A 24,542-nucleotide genomic window follows, 5' to 3' on the forward strand; every position below is an offset into this window, starting at 1 on the left:
CACCTTTCGTATAGAAGAGGATTAATCATGATCAAGCGTTTGGATAAATCAATACTTGAATGATACCATATTCCATGCTATATTTCTATTGTTCGTTAATTATCGAACTTTACATAAAGGATCATGACCTTTATGAAATCAGACTGCCCGCCTAGAGGGCGGCTGAGCGAATTGGAGAAGAGAACCAATCTGGAGGTGGGTTTGACATGTCACAGACAAATGCATCGGCAGAAGCGGAGACGATCGCGTCTCGCACAATGCCGGCTGAAGAGGCCCAGGCACAGATGGGCAAGCGGATTTTTAATGAAAAATGGACGGTGCCGCTGCTGGCATTGACGGTCATGATTGTTATTATGAATACGATGATGTTCAATCTGGCGCTGCCTTCCATTACAATGCAATTCGAGCTTACGGCAACCGTGGCCTCATGGATTGTAACGGGGTACTCAATTGTATTTGCCATATCGTCCATCACCTACAGCCGGCTTTCGGATTTTGTTCCATTACGGACGCTCTTTACCATCGGTTTATTGTTATTGGGCCTGGCGTCGCTGATTGGTTTGTTCAGCAGCAGCTTTCCCGTGCTGCTGCTTGCCAGATTGCTGCAAGCCTCCGGCGCGGGCTCCATTCTCAGTATGTCCATTATTCTGATAACCCGCAACGTTCCGGAGCAGCGAAGGGGAAAAGCGATTTCGTTCGTCATCTCCTCAAGCTCGCTCGGCTTTGGTCTTGGTCCGGTGCTGGGCGGCGCAATTATGCAATTCTGGGGCTGGAATGACTTGTTTGCAGTCACAGCGCTCGTGCTGCCCCTAATTCCGCTGTACCTGATTCTGCTGCCGCGGGAAAAGGCGGGGAGCGGCACATTCGATGCGTGGGGCGCTCTGCTGACGGGTATTGGAACAACGGGCCTGCTGTTGTTTTTGACGACGCAAAGATGGGAAATGCTTGTTATCGGCCTTGTTGCAGTAGGATTGTTCATTCTGCGCATCCGGAGCGCCAGCAACCCGTTCGTCGCTCCATCCTTATTCGGCAACCGTCCATATCTGAGCCTCGCGGCGCTTGGCATGGCTTCCTATATGAACAATTTCGCGGTGCTGTTTCTGATGCCGCAAATTCTGGTGCATCTGTTTGGCCTGTCTTCCCTGCAATCCGGACTGATTATATTTCCCGGGGCCATCCTCTCGATGCTGGCTGCCAGAAGCATCGGCCGGATAATCGACCGCCAGGGCAATGGTGTCATGCTGCGGTTCGGACCGTGGCTGCTGACGGCCTCCGCCATTTTGCTGGCTACACTGGCCGTTCATGCTTATATAGCTATTCTGATCATCTATATTCCGCTCAGTCTCGCCGTGTCAGCCCTGACCGCAGGAGTTTCCAACGAGATGTCCGTGCTGCTGACGGGAGGGGAAGTCGGAGCAGGCATGGGATTATTCCAGTTGGCCCAGTTCTTCAGCGGGGCGTTGACAACAGCCATAATCGGGACCGCCCTCGTGTGGATGGGCTCGCTGCCGCTCTCGCAGGCCTATACCGATATCTTTTGGGGAATGTCGCTCGTGTCGGTTCTCGGTGTTCTGTCTTCGTTCCTGTACCTGAGACAGCGCGGAGGCAGGCGGCAAAGAAAAGCAGCTGCAGCGTGAAGGATCAACCCGCCCTGGACGATTGTCAGGTCTGAAAAACAAAAATCCCCGCCGGTTTCTGTTTCTGCCGGCGGGGATTTTTTGCGGACACGGAACTATTTTACACAGCTGTTATTAAGGCTGTTGTTTCCCTGGCTTTCGTTTTCCATTCCAGCGTCTGGCTGATTACTTGCGTGAATGCGGGCTGATGCAGCGTCGGAATCACCCATACGGTCTTATCCTGAATAGCGGATCTGGGGAGACGATAGTGATGCTTGTGGATGTTTTCTTCATACGGCTCCTCAGCATGACTGAGGCGCAGTGCAAGGCGGAAATGTCCGATGACCTTGAATTGATCGCAGAATTCGGAGGACTCGGCAGCCATCCAATGAATGAATTCCACATGCTCGACCTTGAGCAATCTTTTCATTCCCTGATCGTTTACCAGCTGGATCCGATCCAGACTGATCGTCTCTTCATTGAGTTGAAAACGGGCCATGTCGAGGGCATGTACTTTGCTTTTCGCCTTAACCAGATAAGAAACGGTCACATTCAGCGCTGCGTGCTCCATCATTTCATTTTTCATCATCGTGTGGACAACAAACTCCTTCGGCTGCGTATATTTTTTGATCCGCTGTTCATTCTATATAACTATGCCTGAAAAGTTTGCTGTATTCTGGATAATGATTATAACTTTTTTTGTCATTAAACACGGGAAAATGTTCAGAGTTCCGCTGCCGTAACGGAAAAAGGTTATCTCCCGCGTTTGGTGAGCTCAGCCAAGCTGTCCCACTGCTCCTTCGTAACACCGCTTAGCCCATTGAATTCACCGGCTCCCTGCAGCCATTCACCGCCGTCAATCGTGATTACCTCGCCATTAATGTATCCGGCATATTCAGAGATCAGGTACGCCGCAAGATTCGCGAGCTCATCCGGCTCTCCGGCCCGCTTCAAGGGAACGCGGTCAATCAGCTTTTCCGCGAGCTCTGGCGTGGGGGAAAGCCTCGACCAGGCGCCTTCCGTGGGAAAGGGTCCCGGAGCAATAGCAACCTGGCGGATGCCGTAGCGGGCCCATTCCACTGCAAGGGAGCGGGTGAGGGCCAGTACGCCGGCTTTGGCTGCTGCAGACGGAACGACATACCCCGAGCCTGTGGAAGCATATGTGGTCACAATATTCAGCATCGTGCCGCCGATCCCCTGTTCAATCCAGCGTTTTCCGACTTCCAGCGTCATATAGAAGGTGCCGTGCAGCACAATATTCAAGACAGCGTCCACTGCGCGCGGGGACAGACGCTCTGTCGGGCTAATGAAATTTCCCGCCGCATTATTGACAAGCACGTCGATACGGCCGAACCGCTGCTCCACCGCATCGACGAGCTCATGGATTTGAGCCGGGTCCCGCACATCGCAGCTTTTATGAAAAACCTCGCCGCCCATTGCGGTCATGTCTGCCGCAGCCGTCTGCAAAACCTCTTCGCGGCGGCCGGCTATCGCAAGCTTGGCCCCGAGTGACAGGAACTTCTCGCCCATCGCGCGGCCCAGGCCGGTAGCGCCGCCGGTGATCAGTACGACCCTGCCGTCCAGAAGGTCTTTATCGAATGGTCCCATTCCGTCAGCCCAAAACTTTCCGGAATTCCTCGGTCAATAGCGGTACAACCTCGAACAAATCACCCACAATCCCGTAATCCGCCACTTTAAAGATTGGGGCTTCCGGGTCCTTGTTGATCGCAACAATGACCCGCGATTGGCTCATCCCGGCCAGATGCTGGATCGCCCCGCTGATGCCGCATGCAATATAGATTTCGGGCGTGACCACCTTGCCGGTCTGGCCGATTTGCAGCGCGTAATCGCAGTAACCGGCATCGCAGGCTCCGCGCGATGCGCCGACCGCGCCGTTCAGGACGCTCGCCAGCTCTTCAAGCGGCTTGAAGCCATCGCGGCTTTTGACGCCGCGTCCGCCGGACACGACGATTTTCGCCTCGGTCAGATCGATTTTGCCGCCGGTTTGTCTGACAACATCCTGTACGATCGTTCGCAGTGATGAGGAGGGTGCATAATCGGCCTTGACTATCTGGGCCGGTTGCGGGGATGAGGAGGGAGGCAGTGCAGGGAAATTGTTCGGGCGGACCGTGACGACCCAGGGGTAACCGTTAAACCGTTTCTTCTCGAATGCTTTGCCGGCAAAGATCGCTCTGGTGAAAACTGTATCCTCGCCGGTACCAGTAAGCGTAATGACATCGGAAAGCTGGCCCGCTTGAAGCTTCGCTCCCAAGGCAGGCGCAAGGTCGCGTCCCAGAGCGGTATGACCCAAGAACACCGCGTCGGGGCGGATATTTTCTATGACGGGAAGGAGCGCTGCCGTATAAGACTCAGGGTTGTAATACTGCAGACCTGCATGCTCAATCAGATGAATTTCGGATAAAGGGTAGGCGGACAGCTCATTTGCCATGGAATCAAGTCCGCTTCCGATGAGGACGGCGGTCATCCGGTCCCCGTCTGCGGCTGAGCTTGCAGCGGCTTGAAGCGCCTCCAGCGTCACTTGACGAATTTTTCCTTCCCGTTGCTCCGCAACAATCAAATATATTCTGCTCATAAATGAATTCCTCCTTCACTGTGAAGCATCCGGACGAGCTCGGCCGCCTGCTCCGGCAGCTCGCCCTGCAGAATCCGGCCCGCTGCCCGCGCCGGAGGAAGGCTCAGATCGATCCGCATTGTTTTCGGCGCCAGCTGCTCAGGGGTGATTCCAAGATCATCCAGCGTGAGCTGCCGAAAAGGCTTCTTCTTTGCTTTCATAATGCCGGGGAGGGAGGGATAACGGGGTTCATTCAGACCCTGCTGCGCCGTGAACAGCGCGGGAAGGGAGATCTCGAGAAGCTCAAGATCGCCTTCGGCATCGCGCTCTGCTTTCGCGTTCCGGTCCGATAGAGCAAGGCTGGTGATGGAAGAGGCATGGGGAATGCCAAGCAGTCCGGCCAGACGGATAGCAACCTGCCCTGCGCCATTGTCCACGGAGAAGTTGCCGCCCAGGATAAGGTCATACGATTGACCGGCAAAATAGGCCGAAAGCACGGATGAGATTGAATACTCGTCAGCTGGAATGCGCTCATCGCAGACCAGGACGGCTTCATCCGCCCCCATGGCCAGAGCGGTTCGCAGCGCCTCGGCGCTTCGCTGCGGGCCTACGGAAACGGCAACAACAAGCCCGCCTTCCTGCTCCTTGATCCGGATGGCTTCCTCAACTGCATACTCATCATAGGGGTTTATGACAAATTTCACCCCATCCTCGGATATCCTGCCGTCCTGAATGGTGATTGTCTCCTCGGTATCGAAGGTTTGCTTCAGAATCACATACACATTCATTAGGGATGCTCCTCTCCAATTTGCGAAAATGGGCAGATCGTTTAAGGGCGCAGCGCCATCAGAAAGAACTCTACGGACTTATCCACCTGGGCGCTGAGGGAATACTTCCGGCCGGAAATTAGCCAGGAGGTAACGGCTTCGTCCATGGCGCCGAATATGAGCAGACGGGTTAATTTAACGTCCAGCCCCTTGCGGAAGGTTCCTTCCTCCATGCCTTGAATCAGAACGGTTTCAATCAATTGAATATACGGTTTGACCGCCTGGCCGATCGATTTGCGAAGCTCAAGGGAGCTTTGGCGAAGCTCAATCTGGGTGACATAAGCCAGATCCGGATTTTTCTCAAGCTCGGTATAATGAAGCTCGCAAATTTTACGGATCGCATCGGCTGCGGTTGCGGAGTCCGCAACGCTTTCCTTGAGCTTGCCGATAAGCTCGCCAAGACGCTCGCGGAAAAGCGACACAAGTATATCTTCTTTACTTTTGAAATATAAATATATGGTTCCATCCGCAACGCCGGCTTCACGGGCGATCTTCGATACCTGGGAGCCGTGAAAGCCGGTCTCGGCGAACACCTTGACGGCGGCGCCGATAATCCTTTCGAATTTATCCATTTTTTTACTTGTCATGCCTTCACCCCGATGCTAGAATCTAAGCAAAACTGAATGAATCGTCATTCATTTTCTGGTTCCATCTTATGAAATCCTTCGCGTATTGTCAACGCCTGAGAACATAAGATTTTTTTGAAGCCCGATTCTAAGCGCTTACATCCATTATTATGCGAAAGGACGTGTGCTCATGTTCTGGTCGTGGCTGCATTATCTTTTATTTTTGATTGTTGTCGGGGCTGCCCTTTCTTTCTTTTACAGAGCGGTTTATCACCGTTATTTGTATGTGAGGCTGGGGCAGCCGGAGAACCGTCCTTTTGACTGGAAAAGCAGGGTGGGGGATCTTGTTTCCCAGGCTCTGGGTCACCGCGTACTCCTGAAGGACCGGAGGAGCGGGATCATGCACCTGATTATTTTTTACGGCTTTATTATTTTGCAGTTCGGGGCGCTTGATCTGATCTACACGGGGCTGTCCGGGGGGCATCCGCTTCCGATTCCCGGTCACGCCGTCTTTGGGCTTTCGCAGGAAATCACCGTTTTGCTTATTCTGCTTGCGACCGGTTACGCCGCTTATCGAAGATACGGCGAGAAGCTGAAGCGGCTGAAGAAGGACTGGAAGCCGAGCATCGTTTTGTTTCTGATTTTTTTTCTGATGCTGTCGGTCCTGCTCAGTCTTGGCTTTCACCGCGTTTGGCTTGGTTATGAGGCTTCCGCATATGCACCGGCATCCTCCTTGATTGCTCAGCTTGTTACCGGAATTTCGCCGGGGGCGGCCAAGGCTGTATTCTTCCTGTTCTGGTGGGCGCATCTGATCATTCTGCTTACATTCCTCGTCTATATTCCGCAGTCCAAGCACTTTCATCTCATTACCGCGCCGCTCAATCTGTTTCTTGGCCGCAGCCGGCCTCCGGGAAGACTGCGCAAGCTTGATCTGGAGGATGAGGAGGCAGAAGCGTTCGGCGTTGGCAAAATCGAAGATTTTACCCGCAAGCAGATGCTGGATTTCTATGCCTGTGTGGAATGCGGGCGCTGCACGAATGTCTGTCCGGCCTCAAATACCGGCAAAGCGCTGTCCCCGATGCATCTGATCGTGAAGCTCCGCGACCATCTGACGGAGAAGGGCGCAGCAATCACCTCCAAATCGCCTTGGGTTCCTGCTTTCGCCTTCCCGGCAGGAGGAGGAGCCCATGCCGTTGCCGCAGGCGGACAGGAAGGAGAGCATCCGCGCTTCATGATGGATACGGCCGAAATAACGGATATCTCCCCGACTATGGACTGGCATAAAGAAAGCTGGCAGCACTCGGAGAAGAAGCCGGAGGAGCTGGCATTGATTGGCGACGTAATGACGGAGGAGGAGATATGGGCCTGCACAACCTGCCGCAACTGCGAGGATCAATGCCCGGTGGGCAACGAGCATGTGGATAAAATCATCGATCTGCGCCGTCATCTTGTGCTCATGCAAGGGAGCATCCCCCAGGAAGGTCAGCGCGCGATGCAAAACATCGAGCGGCAGGGGAATCCATGGGGAATCAGCCGCAGCGAGCGGAGCAGATGGGTGGAGGAGCTTGCAGGGATAGCCGTCCCGACGGTTAAGGATGCTCCGGATTTCGAGCTGCTTTTCTTTGTCGGTTCCATGGGCTCCTACGATAACCGCTCCCGCAAGATCACGCGCGCGCTGGTCCGGCTCATGCACAAGGCAGGCATCCGTTTTGCCATTCTCGGCAATGAGGAGAAGAATTCAGGCGATACGCCGCGCAGGATGGGCAATGAGCTGCTGTTCCAGCAGCTATGCGCCGAGAATATAGAGACCTTCCGCAAATACGGCGTCAAACGGATTGTCACCGCCTGTCCGCATACCTTCAATACGCTCAAGAATGAATATCCCGAATTCGGGATGGAGGGGGTAGAGGTGCTTCACCATACGCAGCTTCTTGACGAGCTGATTCGTGCCGGTATCCTGAAGCCGGAGCATGCTGTGCATGAACGGATTACTTACCATGATTCCTGTTATCTGGGCCGCTACAACAATGTTTACGACCAGCCGCGGAACATTCTGCGGGCGATTCCCGGCGTGGAGCTGATTGAGATGGAGCGTTCGCGGGAGAACGGGATGTGCTGCGGAGCGGGCGGGGGCATGATGTGGATGGAAGAGACCGCGGGCAAGCGGGTGAATTTGGCCAGGGTCGAGCAGGCGCTAGTAACCAGGCCGACGCTTATCAGCAGCGCCTGTCCATTCTGCCTCACGATGCTGGAGGACGGCACCAAGCAGAAGGAGGCGGATGAGCATGTAAAGGCGCGGGATATCGCGGAAATTCTGGAGCTGGCCGTTTTCGGGCCTGCGACTAACCAGACTTTGTTGCATCAGTGACCAAAACTCTATAAGGAGGCAGAGAACATATGACAGCCAACATCACCAAAGCCGCCGTTATCGGCTCCGGCGTTATGGGCGCAAGCATAGCGGCACATCTGGCCAATGCCGGCCTATCCGTCCTGCTGCTTGATATCGTTCCGACCCTATTGACGCCGGAGGAGGAGGCCCGCGGCTTGACGCTTGCGCATCCGGAGGTCCGCAGCCGGCTGGCGGCAGGCGCGCTGGCGAAGCTCCCGGGGATCAAACCGTCCCCGCTGTATGATGATTCATTGGCGAGCCTGATAACACCCGGGAACATCGACGATCATCTGGACCGGATCGGGGAAGTGGACTGGGTCATTGAAGTCGTTATGGAGAATCTGGCCATCAAGCAGGAGCTGCTGCGGAAGATTGAAAGCCGGTGGAAGCCGGGAATCATCGTCAGCTCCAACACATCGGGCATCTCCATCCATGCGATGGCGGAAGGCCGTTCCGAGGCATTCAAGAGCCATTTTCTCGGCACTCATTTCTTTAATCCTCCCCGGTACATGAAGCTGCTGGAGGTTATTCCGGGTGAAAGCACCGATTCCGATATTGTGAGCCGGATTGTGGAGTGCGGGGAAAGAACGCTTGGCAAAGGGGTCGTCATCGCGAAGGATACGCCTAATTTTATCGCCAACCGGATTGGAACCTATGGTCTGCTTGCGGCGATGCAGATTATGGAGGAGAAAGGCTTTACCGTCGATGAAGTGGATGCCGTGACCGGCCCGGCGATGGGACGGCCCAAGAGCGCCACTTTCCGGACGCTTGACCTGGTTGGGCTGGATACCTTCGTGCATGTGGCCAATAATGTGGCGGAGAGAACGGGCAGCCAAGCGGAGAAGACAGCTTTTGCGCTGCCGCAGGTTTTGAAGGATATGGTGGAGCGCGGCTGGATCGGCGAGAAGGCGGGAGGGGGCTTTTACAAGAAAATCAAGGGGGAACAGGGCAGTGAGATCCTGTCGCTCGACCTGGGCACGATGACGTATGCCAAGAGCAGGAGGATAACCTCCGCTTCTCTGGAAGCGGCAAGGGCTGCCAAAGGAGCCGGCAGCAAGACGAAGGCGCTGCTTGGCGGGAAGGACCGCTACTCCGGCTTGGCATGGGAGATTCTGAAGCAGACGCTTGTTTATGCCGCCGAAAGGGCCAATGAAATTGCGGGCTCGATTGCCGATGTCGACAAGGCAATGAAATGGGGCTTCAGCTGGGAGCGGGGGCCATTCGAATTGTGGGATGAGATCGGCCTCATTCCATCCGCTGCCCGTATGGAGGCCGAAGGGACGGCTGTACCCGCCTGGGTGAAGGATTGGATTGCGGCGGGCAACAGCTCCTTCTATCGGCAGGAAGCGGGAGTATCTTTCTATGTTCATGAAGGACGGTACCGCCAGGAAGAGCAGCCTCCGGAAATCATTTCACTTGCCCGCCTCAAGCAGCAGAACAGGGTGATCCTGGGGAACAGCGGAGCCAGTCTGATCGATGTGGGCAGCGGCGTGGCTTGTCTGGAATTCCATTCGCCGAACAATGCGATTGGAGCTGACATTCTGATGATGATCCAGCAAAGCGTGGAAGAGGTCCGCCGCAATTATGATGCGCTGATTATTGCCAATGAAGGGCGCAACTTCTGCGTCGGAGCCAATATTATGCTGCTTCTGATGGAAGCGCAGGATGAGGAATGGGATGAGGTCGATCATATCATCCGGTTGTTCCAGGACACGATGATGAAGCTCAAGCATTTTGAAAAACCGGTTGTTGCCGCGCCGCATCGCATGACACTCGGGGGAGGCGTCGAGGTCTGTCTGCCGGCGGACGAAGTATGCGCGAATGCGGAAACGTATTACGGGCTGGTCGAGGTCGGAGTCGGACTCATACCCGCCGGAGGCGGCTGCAAGGAAATGGCTCTGCGCATCAGCCAGGCTCATCCGCAGCCGGAGATCGATCTGCAGCCTTACGTCAATGAGATGTATATGAACATCGGTATGGCGAAGGTCTCTACCAGTGCCCATGACGCGAAGAGGCTGGGGTATTTGCGCCCAAGCGACCGGATTGTCGCCAATCAGGATTATCTGATTCATGAAGCGAAGCAGTCTGCGGTGCGGCTGGCGCAGTCCGGCTATCGGGCAGCCCGGCCGGAGAAGATCAGAGTCATCGGCGAAGACGGGAAAGCCGTGCTGAAGCTGGGTGCGATTGCCATGAAGCAGAGCGGAACTATCAGCGACCACGATCTGCTCATTGCGGGGAAGCTGGCCCATGTCATCAGCGGCGGCAGCGTTCCCGCCGGAACAATGGTAACCGAGCAGTACCTGCTGGACCTGGAGCGTGAAGCCTTCCTCAGCCTGTGCGGGGAACCGAAGACGCAGCACCGGATGCAGCATATGCTTGCGAAGGGCAAGGCTCTCCGCAATTAATCCACTTAAGAAGGAAGGTGAGTTCATAAATGAGAGAGGCTGTTATCGTATCCGCTGTACGAACCCCGGTAGGGAAGGCGAAGAAAGGAAGCTTCATTCATACGAGAGCGGAAGACCTGGGGAAAATTGTGCTTCAGGCCGTCATCGACCGCGCTCCGGGCGTGAATAAGGAGGACGTGGAGGATATTATGATCGGCTGTGCGATGCCCGAAGGGGAGCAGGGCCTGAATTTTGCCCGCATCATGTCGCTGTATGCCGGATTTCCTTCAACCGTACCGGCTCTGACCATTAACCGGTTCTGCTCCTCCGGCCTTCAGTCCATCGCATTCGCAGCAGAACGGATCATGACGGGAGGCGCCGATATTGTCATCGCCGGAGGTGTGGAAAGCATGAGCCATGTGCCCATGACGGGCTTCAAGCCATCTCCCCATCCGGCTATCGTGGATGAGATGCCGGAGGTATACATCGCAATGGGCCACACGGCGGAAAATGTTGCCGAGCGGTTCGGTATTTCCAGAGCGGATCAGGATCGTTTTGCGGCGGAAAGCCATCGGAAAGCGGCGGCGGCTCTGAGGTTGGACATTTTCCGGGATGAGATTATTCCGGTGTCCACATCTCTGAAGGGCTTCGGCGAGGACGGGAAACCGTGGGTGAGACCGCTTGTTCTGGAGAAGGATGAAGGCGTCCGTGCAGATACAACGCCTGAAGGATTGGCAAGGCTGAAGCCTGCCTTCAAGGAGAGCGGCACGGTTACGGCAGGCAACGCCTCCCAGATGAGCGACGGAGCGGCAGCCGTATTGGTGATGAGCAGGGAGAAGGCCGAGGAGCTTGGTCTGAAGCCGCTGGCTGCCTTCAAGTCCTTTGCTCTGGCGGGCGTAGACCCTGAAATCATGGGAGTTGGACCGGTGGAGGCCATTCCGAAAGCGCTCCGGCGGGCAGGACTGCGCACAGCGGACATCGGTTTATTTGAAATCAATGAAGCGTTCGCATCGCAGTGCCTGCATATAATCAGAGAGCTTGAGCTTGACGAGAAGCTGGTCAACGTGAACGGGGGAGCCATCGCGCTAGGCCATCCGCTGGGATGCACAGGCACGAAGCTTGCTGCAAGCCTTATTTATGAGCTGCGCCGCCGCGGAGGCGGATTTGGCGTGGTCTCCATGTGCATTGGCGGGGGAATGGGCGCGGCGGGCGTATTTGAAGTGTATCCCGAATAACCATAGAAGGGAGACGTGAAAAGGATGGAACAAACAGGCAAGAAAGTAATAGGCGGAAGCTTCGTCATTGACGATCTGGATTACAACCTGATCGTTACCCCGGATGAACTGACGGAGGAACAGCGCATGATCGCGCAGACGACGTCCGATTTTGTGGAGGGGGAGATCATTCCGGTCGACGGTCAAATCGAAAAGCTGGATTACGAGCTGACCGTAAAGCTGATGCGAAAAGCCGGCGAGCTCGGCCTGCTGGGCGCGGATGTGCCGGAAGCCTATGAGGGGCTGGGCCTGGATAAGGTCAGCTCCACGCTGATCAGCGAGCGCTTGTCCAAAGCGTCATCATTCGCGCTCACGATCGGCGCCCATGTGGGAATCGGAACATTGCCGATCGTCTACTTCGGTACGGCAGAGCAGAAGAAGAAATATTTGCCGGATCTGGCGGCGGGCACGCGAATCGCCGCTTACTGCCTGACAGAGCCCTCCTCGGGATCGGATGCGCTTGGCGCCAAAACAACGGCGCGTTTGTCCGGGGACGGCACTCATTACGTGCTGAACGGCACGAAGCAGTTCATTACAAACGCCGGCTTTGCGGATATTTTCATCGTCTATGCGAAGGTAAACGGCAAGGATTTCAGCACCTTTATCGTGGAGCGCACCATGGAGGGTGTCAGCTTCGGTCCCGAAGAGAAGAAGATGGGCATCAAGGGCTCGTCAACGCGTCCGCTTATTCTGGAGGATGTGCATGTGCCGGTCCAAAACCTGCTGTGGGAGGTTGGCAAAGGCCATTTGATCGCCTTCAATATTCTGAATATCGGGCGCTTCAAGCTGGCTGCCGGATGCCTCGGCGCATGCAAGCAGGCGATTGAGATCAGCGCCCAATATGCCAATCAGCGCACGCAGTTCGGCAAACCGATTTCCTCCTTCCCGCTGATCGGCAAGAAGCTGGCCGAGATGAATATCCGAACCTATGTGCTGGAAAGCATGGTTTACCGGACTGCAGGCTTGATGGATGCCGGACTCAGTCAAATCGATCACGACAGCCCGGAGGCCGGTGTCCAGTCCGCCAAAGCCATTGCCGAGTATGCGCTGGAGTATTCGATCAATAAGGTGTTCGGTTCCGAAACATTGGATCAAATCGCGGATGAAGGCGTACAAATTCATGGCGGCTACGGCTTCATTCAGGAATATGCCATAGAGCGCATCTACCGCGATTCTCGCATTAACCGCATTTTTGAGGGCACGAATGAAATCAACCGTCTGCTGATTCCGGGGACGCTGATCAAGCGGGCGATGAAGGGCGAGCTTCCACTGCTCCAGAAGGCGCAGGCGCTTCAAGCGGAGCTGCTGCAGCTGGTGCCGGGACAAACGTTCGATAGTCTCCTGGGGGAGGAAGTCCATCTGGTCTCCATGGCCAAGAAAATTTTTCTGATGACAGGCGGAGCGGCCGTTCAGAAGTTCCAGACGAAGCTCGAGGAGGAGCAGGAGGTGCTCAGCCATCTGGCGGATATGATGATTCAGCTTTATGCCATGGAAAGCGCGCTTCTTCGGACGCAGCAGAGAATCGCCAGGAGAGGCGAAGAGAAGTCGGCCGCGGCAATCCGGATGACCCGGATCTTTATTCACGAGGCCTTCCAGGCAATTGAAGGTTATGCCAAGGAAACCTTATCCGCCATTGAGGCGGGAGATATGCTCCGCACCCAGCTCTCGGTTCTCAAGAAGCTGACGCGCCGCACATCCCTGAACACCATTCAGGAGAAACGTCAGATCGCAGCCCTGGTCATTCAGTCAGAAAGCTACGTGCATTAACCCGAATTCCATACCAATGAGGTGAAGGGGCATGGCACATAGACCGTGGTTGTCTCATTATCCGAAGGAAGTACCGTCAACCTATCCGTATCCCAAAAAAAATCTCGCCGACTTTCTCATTCAGTCAACGGCCAATTATCCGAATCATACGGCGCTGCATTTTATGGGGAAGGACATGAAATATGCCGACTTGCTCGAGGGGGCGTACCGGTTCGCTCATGTCGTCCGCAAGCTGGGTATCGCACGGGGGGACAGGGTGGCCATTATGCTGCCCAATTGTCCCCAGCTGGTTATTGCCTATTATGGCGTTCTGCTGGCCGGAGCCGTCGTGGTGATGACCAATCCCCTCTATATGCCGCGGGAGCTTCAGCATCAGCTGCGGGATTCCGGCGCTTCCGTCATTCTGACGCTGGATCTGCTGCACCGGAAGGTGAAGGATATTTTACCGCAAACGGGGCTTCGGCATGTTATTATCACATCGATCAAGGATTATCTGCCGTTCCCGAAGAATCTGCTGTACCCGCTCAAGGCGAAGAAGGACGGAATGAATCTGGATGTCGCCTATGAAGACGGGGTCCATTCCTTCGTCAAGCTGATGCATGATTCCTCCCGATCGCCCTTGCATACGGATGTGGATGCCGAGAATGATTTGGCCCTGCTCCAGTATACGGGCGGGACGACAGGGCTCGCGAAGGGCGTCATGCTTACGCATTACAATGTAATCGCCAACACGATTCAAACCAGTCTGTGGGCTTACCGGAGCAAGCCCGGCAAAGAACGTTACCTGGCAGCGCTTCCATTCTTTCATGTATTTGGCCTGACGGTTCTGCTCAACCAGTCCGTCCTGCTTGGGGGCAGTCTGATTCTCGTACCGCGTTTCGATGTGAACCAGCTTCTGCCGCTGATTTCCAGGATGAAACCAACCGTATTTCCGGGAGCGCCTACCATGTATATTGCGCTTATTAATCACAGCCGGATTCATAATTACGATCTGTCCTCGATCAATATGTGCATCAGCGGCGCGGCTTCCCTGCCGCATGAGGTCCAGCAGCGCTTTGAGGAGATGTCCGGCGGGCGTCTCATTGAAGGCTACGGGCTGACGGAAGCTTCCCCGGTGACGCATGCCAACAATGTGTGGGAGAAGCGCAAGACAGGCTCGGTCGGTATTCCGTTTCCCGACACGCTGTCCAAAATCATTGATCCCAAAACTGGGGATGAGCTCCCTGCCGGTGAAATCGGCGAGCTTGCAGTCAGCGGTCCGCAGGTGATGAAGGGCTATTGGAATGCGCCGGACGAGACTGCGAAAGTACTCAAGGGCGGTTGGCTTCACACCGGGGATATGGCGCGTATGGATGAAGATGGGTTCTTCTATATGATGGACCGCATCAAAGACATCATTATTGCCAGCGGCTATAATATTTACCCCCGGGAGATCGAAGAGGTCCTGTTCGAGCATCCTGATATTGAAGAGGCGGCGGTACTGGGCATCCCGGACAACTACCGGGGAGAAACGGTCAAGGCTTTCGTTGTATTGAAGCCGGGGGCCAAGCTGGATGAAAAGGACTTGAAGGAATGGTGCAGGCAGCGGCTTGCGGCCTATAAGGTTCCTCATCTGGTTGAATTCCCCGCAAGTCTGCCCAAAACATTGGCAGGCAAGGTGCTGCGCCGCAAATTGATCGAGGAAGATGAGGAGCGGCAGGATAAGAGAGACTGACAATCTGGGTGATAGAGCGCTGCATATGGAGTAAGCCGCGGCCGGGGAGGAATTCGATGAGCATGATGAATGATCGGTTGGAAAAGTTGTCGGAGCAGGCCCGGCATACCTTCTGGGGCTATCTGGGCTGCGAGCTGGCTTCTATGGACGAGAACAAGGTTATTGTCACCCTGGATGTCAAGGAGCACCATTTGAATTTGATCGGCATCCTTCATGGCGGTGTGCATACCGCGCTGCTCGATTCGGCGATGGGACTTGTGGCTATGGCCGCAAGACCGGAGGAGGATATGGTCACTTCAAATCTGAATATTCATTTCACCTCGCCGGCCGGGCCGGGAATTGTGACGGCTGAGGCGGAAATCGTGCATATGTCGGGTAAAATGATCACAGCGCAGGGTACCATCCGAAGCGCGGCGGATGTGCTTTGTTCCATGGCGACGGCATCCTTCCGCGTCATCGAGAGAAAATCCAACTAAAAAGGCGATGCGGGCTGCCGCATTCAAAACTCCACGGGCTGACTTTAAGCCTGTGGAGTTTTTTTGTCAGGGCATTCAACCTGATCAACAAGGCCGCAGCGGCGGTTGAACCTTTTTCACAGTCTGAAACAATCGAAAGAAGTGTTTCGCAAGCGCAGCCTGTCTTTTTCACGGGACGGACTTTTTAGAGGGTGCAGCAGCTAACTTTGCCGCGATGAGCGGCGGGAGCGTGTTTCTTTCTCGTCCAATCTGGCACAATCAGGAGAATTGGTCGCTGCGCGAGAGATTGAACCCTGTGAAATGGGGAAAGTTGTACCTAAATGACGTAATTGTACCTACCTCATGGAAGAGAAACCCATTATGATTGGACCTGAAGAAAGCGCTGTCAAATGGATGGCTTGATGCCGCGTGACAGGAGAGGGGGACCCGAGGTGCGGCGAAAAAGAAGCCGCTTTGAAACGCAGAGCATCAGAGCATCCAATAAATGAAGAGCGCCACCCATTCCACAAGCAGAAGGAGTAGAATAATGCAAAGTTGGAAGAAAAGAACCCGTTTGGCCTTACTCGCCCTGATCATTGTTATTGTCCAGATTGGCGTCTTGACGCCGCAGCCCCGCCCCGTCGAGGCCGCTGACAACGGACTTGGCGCGAAGCCTTATATGGGCTGGAGCAGCTACAGCATGCAGGTCTATACGACGGGCTCATGGATTACCGCTGCCAATATCAAAGCGCAATCCGATGCCATGCACGAGAAGCTTCAACCCTATGGCTACAACTACATAAATGTTGATGCAGGCTGGAATGGGGGCATGGACGGGTATGGCCGGCCTGTTCCCAGTACGACCTTATATCCGGACGGGCTTCAGGATGTAATTGATCATGTTCATAATAACGGTCAAAAATTCGGTCTTTATATGATTCCGGGCTTGTCTCCCCAAGCGCTGGACGATAATCTGCCGATTTACGGCACCGCCTGCCACATGCAGGACATTGTGAAAATGCCGCTCGAAAAGGCGGATTATTGGGGCCTGGGCTATAAAATCGATTTCTCTCAGTCCTGTGCGCAGAGCTATATTACTTCCATAGCCGATTTGCTCGGCTCGTGGGGCGTTGATTTCCTGAAATTCGACAGCGTTACGCCGGGATCGGGCATCTCCGATCTTTCCCTTGATGCCCGCGATGACGTCAAGGCGTGGTCAGAGGCGCTGGCTCCGCATCACATTTGGCTTGAGCTGTCATGGGCGCTCGATATCAAATATGCGGATACCTGGAAAAAATACGCGAACGGATGGCGGGTGGACTGGGATATTGAATGCTACTGCGGAACCGGCGGATTGACCGCATGGCCTAGCATTGCCCGTCTGTTCCCGAAGGCGGAGCAGTGGTGGCGGCATGCAGGAGCGGGAGGCTGGAATGACTTTGACTCCCTGAATATCGGGAATGGAGCGATGGACGGCATCACCCCGGATGAGCGGAGGACAGCCATGTCGTTATGGGCGATGTCTTCAGCGCCGCTTTATATCGGCAATGACATGACGAATCTGGACAGCTACGGCATTGAGCTATTGACCAATGAGGAAGTCATCGCGGTTGATCAGGCCGGCAAACCGGCGCATCCTGTTTCGACGGCAACCGACCAGCAGGTATGGTATGCCAATAACGGTGATGGAACCTACACGGTGGGGCTGTTCAATCTTGGAAGCTCCAGCGCAACGGTAACTGTGAACTGGAACGATATCGGCCTTACAGGTCCGGCCTCCGTACGCGATTTATGGAGCCATACCGAGCTGGGATCGTTTGATACCGGCTACAGCTCCGTCGATTTGCCATCGCACGGCTCACGTTTGTTTAAAGTGACTGCCGGAGGCGGTACATCGCTGGTCAATGACGATGATACCGGAATTTCGTATACTGGCTCCTGGCAGCGCAATGGCGGCAGCGAGCTGGCGGCAGCCTCCCAGAATCTGGCGGTTGAGGTTGGTGACCCCAATGCTCCGAACAGCACCATTAATCCGTCTGCGGCCGACTTCGACAAGAAGGAATCGGAGCAGTCCGATGTGACGACAACGGTCGCCTTGAACGGAAATGAATTGATCCGTATTACGAATGGCGCTGCGGCATTAACGGCCGGCACCGACTATACGATTGCGGATAATGAGGTTGCGATCAAGAAGGAGTATCTGGCAGCGCAGCCGCTTGGAACAACCAATCTGACCTTCTCCTTCAGCGGCGGAGCAGCAAGGACGCTCGCTGTCACAATCAAGGATACGACGACCCGGAACAGCGCCGTCAACCCGCCGACAATCAGCTTTGACAAGAAACAATCGGTTCAGGCTGATGTGTCAACGACGATGGAGCTCAGGGGAAATCAACTGGACAGTATCGCCATGAACGAATCTGCGCTGGAGGAGGGCACCGACTACACGGTTGCCGGCAGCGTGGTCACCTTCCAGAAAGCATTCCTGGCAAGCTTGCCGGAAGGAACGACCAGCCTGGCCTTCAGCTTCGACAAGGGAGCTGACAAGAACGTAACCCTTGTTATAAAAGATTCTTCCGCAGGCGGCTCCATATCCGTCAACGATGACGATGCGGGAATCCGTTATGAAGGAGCCTGGAACCGCAGCTACAACAGGGGACTCGGGGATTACAAGGACGATGTGCATTTCCTGGAAAACAACGGTGAATATATGGAATATCCGTTTACGGGAACCGGAATCGAATTATATTCGGAATTGGATCCATCCCAGGGCGATATCGATATCTACGTGGACGGGGACTTCAAGCAAACGCTCAGCACTTCAAACGCGGGCCGGTTGGCCAATCAAAGCGTCTATCATATTGCGGGGCTCACCGACGGGCCGCATACGCTCAAGGCGGTGAAGAAATCGGGTGTCTTTATGCTTGTGGATCAGCTGAAGGTCACATTGCCTGATCTGATTACCCCGCAATCCGCTAATTTTGACAAGGCCGCTTCGGAGCAGGCTGATGTTACAGCTGCCATCGCGGCCGGCAGAACGTTAAGCGGCATCTCCGGTAACGGGACTCCATTAGCAGCTGGCAATGACTACGCTGTGACGGACGATCAGGTCACGATCAAGAAAGGGTATCTGGCTGCCAGGCCGGTCGGAACCGCCAATCTCATCTTCTCCTTCAGTGGCGGAGCCGAGCAGGTTCTTGCCATCGAAGTAGCGGATTCTGATGCTCAGAACAGCACGATCAGCCCGGCTGAAGCGAGCTTCGACAAGAACACGGCGGAACAGGCTGATGTCACGACAATGCTGACACTGGCTGGCAATACGCTGGCTGGCATTACGAGCGGCGGTACTCCGCTGGTAGCGGGAACCGACTACACGACAGACGGCAATCTGGTCACGATCAAGAAGGAATATCTTGCAGCGAGACCGCTGGGAGCAGCCAGGCTGATCTTCTCCTTCAGCAGAGGCGCGTCGCAAACGCTGTCCATCTCCATCAGCGATACGACTGCCCAGAACAGCACGATCAGTCCGGCAGCCGCGAGCTTCGATCAGAAGCAGCCGGCACAGTCCGATATCACGACGACGCTGACACTGGGAGCGAACAGCTTTAGCGGAATAGACAATGCGGGAACGCCGTTGATAGATGGCACTGATTACACGGTCTCCGGCAGCGTGGTTACGATCAAGAAGGAATATCTGGCCGCCCAGCCGATCGGAATGGCGAATTTGACCTTCTCCTTCAGTGCGGGCCAGCCTCATACCTTGGCGGTAACGGTTAGGGATACGGCGCGCGGCCGTTATATTCCGGTTAACAATGATGATCCGGACATATTCTACGACGGCGCGTGGCAGCTTGGCCGCAACAGAGGTCTCGGCGATTACAAGGATGATGTGCAGTACACCGAGGTTACCGGCGATTCCTTCGAATATGCCTTCAAGGGAACCGGTATTGAAATCATTACCGAGAAGGATTCTTCACAGGGCGATATGGATATTTATGTGGATGGCGAGCTGCAGCAAACCGTCAGCGCCTACAGCCCGAGCAGGCAGGTTCAGCAGCCCGTGTTCAGCATTGCGGGCCTTGCCGATGGTCCTCACACCATCAAGGCCGTGAAGAAAAACGGCTACTATATGCTGCTGGATCAGCTGCGGGTACGGGTCTCAGACCTGATCAGTCCGGATACGGCCAGCTTCGACAAGTCGGGACCGGCACAAGCCGATGTGACGGTGGCGCTTGCCATCGACGGAAGCGGCCTGCTTGGCATATCCAATGGCAATGAGGCGCTGGTACCGGGAGAGGACTACACGGCATCCGGCAATCAGGTCACGATCAAGAAAGAATACCTGGCTTCACAGCCGGTGGGCACCACTTACCTGAGCTTCTCCCTGCGCGGAGATTACCAGAATGATGTGCATGCCACCGAAGCGAATGGCGACTATTTTGAATATCCCTTTACCGGTACGGGAATTGATTTTATCTCGGCCAAAGACTCTTCACTCGGGGACATCGATATTTATGTGGACAATGAATTCAAGCAGACGGTGAGCGCGCAGAGCGACAGCCGTCAGACCCAGCAAGCATTGTTCAGTATTTCCGGATTGACCAATGGTCCGCATACGGTCAAGGGCGTGAAGAAATCAGGAGCCTACATGCTGGTGGACGGCTTGAGGTTCAGCGTAACCTCGGTCGAAGATGAGGATTTGGCGGCAGTGGAGCAGGATAAGACGGAGCTTGCGGTTGGGCTGGCAGAAGGTGATCAGGCCGATCGCGTCACCCGGCCGGTAACGCTTCCTGCTCTGGGAGCCGCCGGCTCCGAGATCACCTGGACTTCATCCCGGCCGGATATAATCAATCCGCAGACGGGGAACATTACCCGGCCGTCCAGAACGGAAGAGGATGCTGTTGTCACTCTGGAGGCGTTGATCAAGAAAGGAGCAGCGGCAGCAAGCAGGACCTTTGAGCTGACCGTTCCCCGCTCCGATTCCGCACAGCTGGGGATCGCGTTCACCGAGAATGATTATTCGCTGCAGGTCGGACAAACGAAGCCGACTGTTGTAACGGCGACCTATGAGGGCGCAAGTCAGGTTGTGATTGCGGACGGCATCGTGTATACGATGGCTGATCCAACGGTTGCACAGGTGAGCGCAGACGGCAGCATAAGCGGCGTTTCGCAAGGGGAAACGGTCATTTCCGCCGTGTACAATGGATTCGCTGCTCAGGCGGCGATTCATGTAAAGGCTGGAGACACTCCGGAAGCCCCGCAGCTGTCAGGCTTAAGCTTCTCGAAGCCGGAGTATACCATCATGAACGGTGAATCGCTGAATGCGCAGGTGGCGGCTGTCTACGATGACGGGACCGAGTCCGATGTTTCTGAATATGCGCAGTATCAAATAGCGGATCCGTCGGTTGCGCGCGCAGAGACGGGCGGCAAGCTGACAGGAACGGCCGGCGGCAAAACCGTTGTGACCGCCACCTATGGCGGACTTGCTGCCGAGGCCAGTATTGTCGTAATCCAGTCCGGTAATCCGGACTCCGGAGGGAACGGTTCTGTCTTGCCGGACCCGGGCACGGATGATTCTGCATCCGATTACACGCTGGATCTGATTGATCCGCAGGGCAATAAACAAACCGTCAAAGTCAACATGGAGCGGGTCAAGGAAGGCATCGTGACCCTGGCGGCAGGAGAGGGCGGGGGAAGATTCCAGCTGACCGCAGAGCTTCTGAACGCAATCCGAACGGCAAATCCGGACAGCATCGTGGAATTCCAGCTCCCAGCCGCCGCATTCAAGCTTCCGCTTGGCGAGCTTGATTTGCAGGAGCGGCTTGCCGCAGCCGGTCTGGAAGGATCGCAGTGGCATTTGGAGGTCGTTGCCCAGCAGATGGACTCTTCGGACGAAGCCGGATTGAACAGCGGATTCCAGACGGATAAACTGTCGCAGCCCGTTCGTTTCCAATTATTTATTGCTGATGGAGAAGGCAAGTCCGTTCCTGTGACTGCCTTTGATAGCTATGTGGAAAGAACAATCACTGTGGACAAAACGGATATCCCCGATTCGGCATCGGCGGTTTGGTTCGATGAACAGGGAGAATACCGCTTTGCGCCAGCGACCTTTGAGGCCGCTAACGGACAAACAACCGTCACGATCAAGAGCAAGGGAACGGGGACGTTTGCTCTGATCCAGCATCCGGTCAGCTTCCCGGATATGGATCAGCATTGGGCAGAGCAGGCTGTAAATCTCCTGGCATCCAAGATGGTCGTCCAAGGCCGGGATGCAGAGGGCTTCGACCCCAAGGGAGCCATCACCCGTGCGGAGGTTTCCGCGCTGCGGTCAATCCGGCACAGCCGGGAACCTACAACGATTCCGGCAAAATCTCCGCCTGGGCACAGGAGGCTGTCAATGAAGCCACAGGCCTTGGCATTATTCAAGGGGATGAGGACGGGGCCTTCAAGCCGGATGCCTTATCCACCAGAGCGGAGACAGCTTTGATGCTGTACAGAATGCTGGATAAATTATCGTTTATTTAAAATGGCATTGACGAAGACAAAAAAGCACCGATCCGAAGGGATTGGTGCCTTTTTGCATCTTCGCATGAACATCTGAAAGTGATCTAGCGGCGTCTCTTTCTCAATAATATTAGCAATGTGCCGCCAATCAATATCACAGCCGCTGTCAGGATTATCAATGTGGAGGAGAGGTTACCAGGTATCTCCGTTTGATCGCCCTCTTGTCCAAGTATTGCGGATTCTGGCGCGCTTACAGGAGACGGTGGATATCCGGTTCCCAGAACCGCCAGTTGCTTGGTTGCCGATGATAAGGGGAGAGTCATGTCGCATATTGTGGTTTCCAGATGCCCCGATTTCTCGTAACCGGAAATGAGGTACTCGCTGCCGACCTGAAAACCCTCATATCCGCAGCTCGCCGAGCTCATTGCCGTGTAGACGGCTGTGCGGCTGCCAACCTTGCCCTTCCACGCTTTGGTTACCTCGAACACGATCTCGACCAGATCTGCCGAAGACATCATTCGTTTTTGCTTTGGCGGAGTAACCTTCGTCACTTTGCCTGCAAAAATTGCTGATTTGCGTTCCAGCTCATCCTCTACCTGCTGATCAGCGGGTGAAAAGGCGCAGGAGCAGGCAAAGACGGCTTCCGGTCTTGCAGTAATAGCAGCGCTTAGCATGATAACCAAGCCAAGGACAATAACTACGCATTTCTTGAACAAAATCATCACCCCTTAAGCCTATAGACGGCAGAGGGATCCTATTTGTTTCCAGTACCTTTGCGGTAAACAGCAAAGGAGACCTGATAGGATTCCAGGAATACTTTGCGGTAAACAGCAAAGGAGACCTGATAGGATTCCAGGAATACTTTGCTGTAAACAGTAAAGAGATTCTGATAGATTTCCAGGACTCCTTTGCTGTAAACAGCAAAGGAATACTGATAGATTTCCAGGATTCCTTTGCTGTAAACAGCAAAGGAATACTGATAGGTTTCCAGGATTACTTTGCTGTATTGGAATCTTTCCCTGTCCAATGTCTTTCCTCCGGCATGACCGATATGTTAGGATGAAGGAATTAATCCGTGTTGAATGGAGTGTCTCTATGAGTAAAGGACGAGTATGGAATAAAGGCAAACATAATGGCGGAGGCGGGAAGTCAGACAGGAGCGGCAGCATAGCCCCGGCAGCCTCCACGGAGGCAAATGCCGTTTCGGGCATCCAGACGGGCGCAGCCGAAGGGGCCAGCGAAGTTCCGGATACACGGGGAAACCGCGTCATGCGGATGAACCGCGAGAACTGGGTGGAACGGCCTGCCCGGGTCGTCCCGAGGAAGAAGCCTGATGCCGGCGGTTCTGCTCCTGATGATAGCAAGAATCTATAAATATTGATCAATACTGGATGTTTATACACGAACAGCAGCCACCGCTCATTGCATGAGTACGGTGGTTTTAAGCATGAATTTATGATGGTTTGCCTCTTGCGAATCCGAAGGAAAAGAATATTATTCATGGCAATACATATCGTTCTGTGAAATAATAGGCAGAGTATGGATGGATTACAAATTTATTAGGAGGTTGTTTAAAATGCCAATGGATTCAAGCTCACTCCAGTATTCGCTGACGGAGGAAGAACGCCAGACATTTAATGAAACCGGTTACCTGATAATTGAAAACGTTCTCTCGGAAGATCAAATCGCAGCTTTGACCGAACAAGTTGACCGCATTCACGCAGATAGTCTGGAGAAGGGGCTGGAACCGAACAAGGCCATGTTCCATCCTGATTTTATTCCGGATCATCCATTATTTCTGGATCTCGTTGATTATGAGAAAATTTTGCCCAAGGTGTGGGGATTGCTGGGCTGGAATATTTATTTGTACCACTGCCACCTGATCGTCACCCCGCCAACCGGCCAACCGAAAAACAATAAAACCTTCGGCTGGCACCAGGACAGCGGCAGGGTGAACAAGGATATCGAGACTCACCCGCGTCCGCGGCTCTCGCTCAAGGTCGCTTACTTCCTGTCGGATATGTCGGAGCCGGACCGGGGGAACTTCTGGATCATCCCGAACAGTCATCTGAAGGACGAGATGCCTCTCCCGCAGAATGGCGACGGACAGCCCGAAGGTGCAATACCGGTGCGGGTGAAGCCGGGAACGGCGGTGTTTTTTGACCGGCGTCTGTGGCATTCGGCAAGTCCGAACTGGTCGGAGATTACCCGCAAGGTGCTTTTCTATGGCTACGCTTACAGATGGATTCGCACGAAAGACAATATGACGGTCGCAAGTCTCCTTGCCCAAAGCGATCCTATCCGCCGTCAGATGCTCGGGGATGGAGTGAACTGCAACGGCTATTTTACGCCTACGGATGAGGATGCCCCGCTTCGCGTCTGGCTGAGCGAGAATGATCCGAATTTTGAGAAATAGGGAACGGCGGTACTGTTCGAATGGTCTGTGCAAACCTCGCGGAACAAACAAATATAATTTC

17 protein-coding genes and 1 pseudogene are annotated in these 24,542 nt (G+C 54.7%); 11 read left to right on the plus strand and 7 right to left on the minus strand.

Features of this window, described 5'->3' with window-relative positions; genetic code table 11:
- Nucleotides 1-206: 206 nt before the first annotated feature.
- On the plus strand, nt 207-1,637 hold the full coding sequence (locus ACFOLF_RS32930) for an MFS transporter (protein WP_379112616.1): 1,431 nt from the start codon (nt 207-209) through the stop codon (nt 1,635-1,637).
- A gap of 100 nt (nt 1,638-1,737) precedes the next feature.
- Here ACFOLF_RS32930 and ACFOLF_RS32935 read toward each other — a convergent pair whose 3' ends face one another.
- The 5 genes from ACFOLF_RS32935 to ACFOLF_RS32955 all read right to left on the minus strand — a co-directional run bounded on the left by ACFOLF_RS32935 (nt 1,738) and on the right by ACFOLF_RS32955 (nt 5,602).
- Nucleotides 1,738-2,205, minus strand: coding sequence for a hypothetical protein (locus tag ACFOLF_RS32935; RefSeq protein ID WP_210043975.1), 468 nt, complete (start codon nt 2,203-2,205; stop codon nt 1,738-1,740).
- 164 nt (nt 2,206-2,369) lie between these two features.
- The gene (locus tag ACFOLF_RS32940) at nt 2,370-3,224 is read right to left on the minus strand and encodes an SDR family oxidoreductase (protein ID WP_210043974.1); all 855 of its coding nucleotides are present in this window, start codon (nt 3,222-3,224) and stop codon (nt 2,370-2,372) included.
- Between the two features lie 4 nt (nt 3,225-3,228).
- The gene (locus ACFOLF_RS32945; protein WP_210043973.1) at nt 3,229-4,209 is read right to left on the minus strand and encodes an electron transfer flavoprotein subunit alpha/FixB family protein; all 981 of its coding nucleotides are present in this window, start codon (nt 4,207-4,209) and stop codon (nt 3,229-3,231) included.
- Entirely contained in the window at nt 4,206-4,976 is a 771-nt protein-coding gene (locus ACFOLF_RS32950) for an electron transfer flavoprotein subunit beta/FixA family protein (RefSeq protein WP_210043972.1), read from the minus strand. Before ACFOLF_RS32950 ends, ACFOLF_RS32945 begins: the two co-directional genes overlap by 4 nt.
- Before the next feature lie 41 nt (nt 4,977-5,017).
- Nucleotides 5,018-5,602 (minus strand): TetR/AcrR family transcriptional regulator, encoded by a 585-nt coding sequence (locus ACFOLF_RS32955; RefSeq protein WP_210043971.1) that lies wholly within the window; start codon nt 5,600-5,602, stop codon nt 5,018-5,020.
- A 169-nt stretch (nt 5,603-5,771) separates the two neighbouring features.
- On the opposite strand from ACFOLF_RS32955, the gene ACFOLF_RS32960 reads away from it, so the two are divergent.
- The 8 genes and pseudogenes from ACFOLF_RS32960 to ACFOLF_RS32995 all read left to right on the plus strand — a co-directional run bounded on the left by ACFOLF_RS32960 (nt 5,772) and on the right by ACFOLF_RS32995 (nt 22,086).
- Nucleotides 5,772-7,949 (plus strand): heterodisulfide reductase-related iron-sulfur binding cluster, encoded by a 2,178-nt coding sequence (locus ACFOLF_RS32960; RefSeq protein WP_210043970.1) that lies wholly within the window; start codon nt 5,772-5,774, stop codon nt 7,947-7,949.
- Nucleotides 7,950-7,978: 29 nt separating this feature from the next.
- Nucleotides 7,979-10,375 carry a 3-hydroxyacyl-CoA dehydrogenase/enoyl-CoA hydratase family protein gene (locus ACFOLF_RS32965; RefSeq protein WP_210043969.1) on the plus strand — a complete coding sequence of 799 codons (2,397 nt, stop codon included), beginning with the start codon at nt 7,979-7,981 and terminating at the stop codon, nt 10,373-10,375.
- A gap of 29 nt (nt 10,376-10,404) precedes the next feature.
- Nucleotides 10,405-11,589: an acetyl-CoA C-acyltransferase gene (locus tag ACFOLF_RS32970; protein ID WP_210043968.1), complete on the plus strand. Its 1,185-nt coding sequence runs from the start codon at nt 10,405-10,407 to the stop codon at nt 11,587-11,589.
- A gap of 24 nt (nt 11,590-11,613) precedes the next feature.
- A complete protein-coding gene (locus ACFOLF_RS32975) occupies nt 11,614-13,395 on the plus strand; it encodes an acyl-CoA dehydrogenase family protein (RefSeq protein WP_210043967.1) in 1,782 nt (593 codons plus the stop codon).
- Between the two features lie 31 nt (nt 13,396-13,426).
- Nucleotides 13,427-15,109, plus strand: coding sequence for an AMP-binding protein (locus ACFOLF_RS32980; RefSeq protein ID WP_210043966.1), 1,683 nt, complete (start codon nt 13,427-13,429; stop codon nt 15,107-15,109).
- A gap of 56 nt (nt 15,110-15,165) precedes the next feature.
- Nucleotides 15,166-15,585 carry a PaaI family thioesterase gene (locus ACFOLF_RS32985; protein ID WP_210043965.1) on the plus strand — a complete coding sequence of 140 codons (420 nt, stop codon included), beginning with the start codon at nt 15,166-15,168 and terminating at the stop codon, nt 15,583-15,585.
- Nucleotides 15,586-16,582: 997 nt separating this feature from the next.
- Nucleotides 16,583-21,865, plus strand: a pseudogene (locus ACFOLF_RS32990) (X2-like carbohydrate binding domain-containing protein); the annotation flags it as partial.
- Nucleotides 21,775-22,086: an S-layer homology domain-containing protein gene (locus tag ACFOLF_RS32995; RefSeq protein ID WP_379112673.1), complete on the plus strand. Its 312-nt coding sequence runs from the start codon at nt 21,775-21,777 to the stop codon at nt 22,084-22,086. The pseudogene ACFOLF_RS32990 and the gene ACFOLF_RS32995, both read left to right, overlap by 91 nt.
- A gap of 83 nt (nt 22,087-22,169) precedes the next feature.
- Here ACFOLF_RS32995 and ACFOLF_RS33000 read toward each other — a convergent pair whose 3' ends face one another.
- Nucleotides 22,170-22,781 carry a hypothetical protein gene (locus ACFOLF_RS33000; RefSeq protein ID WP_210043963.1) on the minus strand — a complete coding sequence of 204 codons (612 nt, stop codon included), beginning with the start codon at nt 22,779-22,781 and terminating at the stop codon, nt 22,170-22,172.
- A gap of 38 nt (nt 22,782-22,819) precedes the next feature.
- Nucleotides 22,820-23,092, minus strand: coding sequence for a hypothetical protein (locus ACFOLF_RS33005; RefSeq protein WP_210043962.1), 273 nt, complete (start codon nt 23,090-23,092; stop codon nt 22,820-22,822).
- A gap of 68 nt (nt 23,093-23,160) precedes the next feature.
- Between ACFOLF_RS33005 and ACFOLF_RS33010 the strand changes: the two genes are divergently transcribed.
- Nucleotides 23,161-23,439 (plus strand): hypothetical protein, encoded by a 279-nt coding sequence (locus tag ACFOLF_RS33010; RefSeq protein ID WP_210043961.1) that lies wholly within the window; start codon nt 23,161-23,163, stop codon nt 23,437-23,439.
- A 202-nt stretch (nt 23,440-23,641) separates the two neighbouring features.
- Nucleotides 23,642-24,481, plus strand: a complete 840-nt coding sequence (locus tag ACFOLF_RS33015; protein ID WP_210043960.1) for a phytanoyl-CoA dioxygenase family protein — start codon at nt 23,642-23,644, stop codon at nt 24,479-24,481.
- Nucleotides 24,482-24,542: the final 61 nt, after the last annotated feature.

The sequence above is a fragment of the Paenibacillus sepulcri genome (assembly GCF_042647105.1).
In the GTDB taxonomy this organism is placed as follows: Bacteria; Bacillota; Bacilli; order Paenibacillales; family Paenibacillaceae; genus Paenibacillus_Z; species Paenibacillus_Z sepulcri.

Bases quoted from the DNA above. Each gene is read 5' to 3' on its own strand.
- ACFOLF_RS32940 (WP_210043974.1), bottom strand. From the start codon at position 3,224: ATGGGACCATTCGATAAAGACCTTCTGGACGGCAGGGTCGTACTGATC.
- ACFOLF_RS33010 (WP_210043961.1), top strand. From the start codon at position 23,161: ATGAGTAAAGGACGAGTATGGAATAAAGGCAAACATAATGGCGGAGGC.
- ACFOLF_RS32930 (WP_379112616.1), top strand. From the start codon at position 207: ATGTCACAGACAAATGCATCGGCAGAAGCGGAGACGATCGCGTCTCGC.
- ACFOLF_RS33015 (WP_210043960.1), top strand. From the start codon at position 23,642: ATGCCAATGGATTCAAGCTCACTCCAGTATTCGCTGACGGAGGAAGAA.
- ACFOLF_RS32955 (WP_210043971.1), bottom strand. From the start codon at position 5,602: ATGACAAGTAAAAAAATGGATAAATTCGAAAGGATTATCGGCGCCGCC.
- ACFOLF_RS32960 (WP_210043970.1), top strand. From the start codon at position 5,772: ATGTTCTGGTCGTGGCTGCATTATCTTTTATTTTTGATTGTTGTCGGG.
- ACFOLF_RS32935 (WP_210043975.1), bottom strand. From the start codon at position 2,205: ATGATGAAAAATGAAATGATGGAGCACGCAGCGCTGAATGTGACCGTT.
- ACFOLF_RS32985 (WP_210043965.1), top strand. From the start codon at position 15,166: ATGAGCATGATGAATGATCGGTTGGAAAAGTTGTCGGAGCAGGCCCGG.
- ACFOLF_RS32965 (WP_210043969.1), top strand. From the start codon at position 7,979: ATGACAGCCAACATCACCAAAGCCGCCGTTATCGGCTCCGGCGTTATG.
- ACFOLF_RS32970 (WP_210043968.1), top strand. From the start codon at position 10,405: ATGAGAGAGGCTGTTATCGTATCCGCTGTACGAACCCCGGTAGGGAAG.
- ACFOLF_RS32950 (WP_210043972.1), bottom strand. From the start codon at position 4,976: ATGAATGTGTATGTGATTCTGAAGCAAACCTTCGATACCGAGGAGACA.
- ACFOLF_RS32975 (WP_210043967.1), top strand. From the start codon at position 11,614: ATGGAACAAACAGGCAAGAAAGTAATAGGCGGAAGCTTCGTCATTGAC.
- ACFOLF_RS32945 (WP_210043973.1), bottom strand. From the start codon at position 4,209: ATGAGCAGAATATATTTGATTGTTGCGGAGCAACGGGAAGGAAAAATT.
- ACFOLF_RS32980 (WP_210043966.1), top strand. From the start codon at position 13,427: ATGGCACATAGACCGTGGTTGTCTCATTATCCGAAGGAAGTACCGTCA.